1 pseudogene and 1 other annotated feature are annotated in these 609 nt (G+C 69.0%); the pseudogene reads right to left on the reverse strand.

Going from position 1 to position 609, the window contains the following annotated elements:
• Positions 1–609 (reverse strand): annotated as a pseudogene (locus MIC448_RS14810) (IS3 family transposase); the annotation flags it as partial.
• Positions 352–486: a sequence feature (AL1L pseudoknot), on the reverse strand. Its footprint overlaps the pseudogene before it by 135 nt.

A 609-nucleotide genomic window follows, 5' to 3' on the forward strand; every position in this document is an offset into this window, starting at 1 on the left:
GGTGTGATCCGGCCGGGGCGCGGTGAAGTCCCGGTTGAGCAGATCCCCGGCCCGGACGCCGTCTTTGGCGGGGATGGTGGTGCGCACGCCCTTGTCGCGGCGGATGCCCGACAGCCCGAGCGAGCGCATGGCACGGTCGACCGCACCCCGGGACGCATTCAGGATCGTGGTCCGGCGGATCAGGGCGGTCATCTTCCGCCGCCCGTAGAGCCCTTCCGGCGTCAGCTTCCGAACCTGCCGCCCTCCGATCTCGACAGTCGTCCACGCGGCATCACGGACCGCGCCGTAGACCTGCGCGTCGGAGACCGTGCGGGCGGCCACGACACCTCGCCGCTGGGCCCGGTAGGTGCGCGCGGCGATCTGGCAGCCCTGCTCACGCAGGACTCGGCAGATCGACTCGACCGCGTGTCCCTCGGCTCTCATCGTGTCGATGAAGCCCATCATCATCGGTTGCGGGGGTCGAGTTCCCCCACGAAGAAACTCGTCGCCGCCCGAAGGATCGCGACGTCTTCACGCAGGCGCGTGTTCTCCGCCTTCAATCGCTTGATCTCGGCATGCTCGACCGAGCTCACGCCCTCACGGGTGCCGTCGTCGATATCGGCTTGCAGC

Source organism: Microbacterium sp. C448 (genome assembly GCF_000582705.2).
In the GTDB taxonomy this organism is placed as follows: Bacteria; Actinomycetota; Actinomycetes; order Actinomycetales; family Microbacteriaceae; genus Microbacterium; species Microbacterium lacus_A.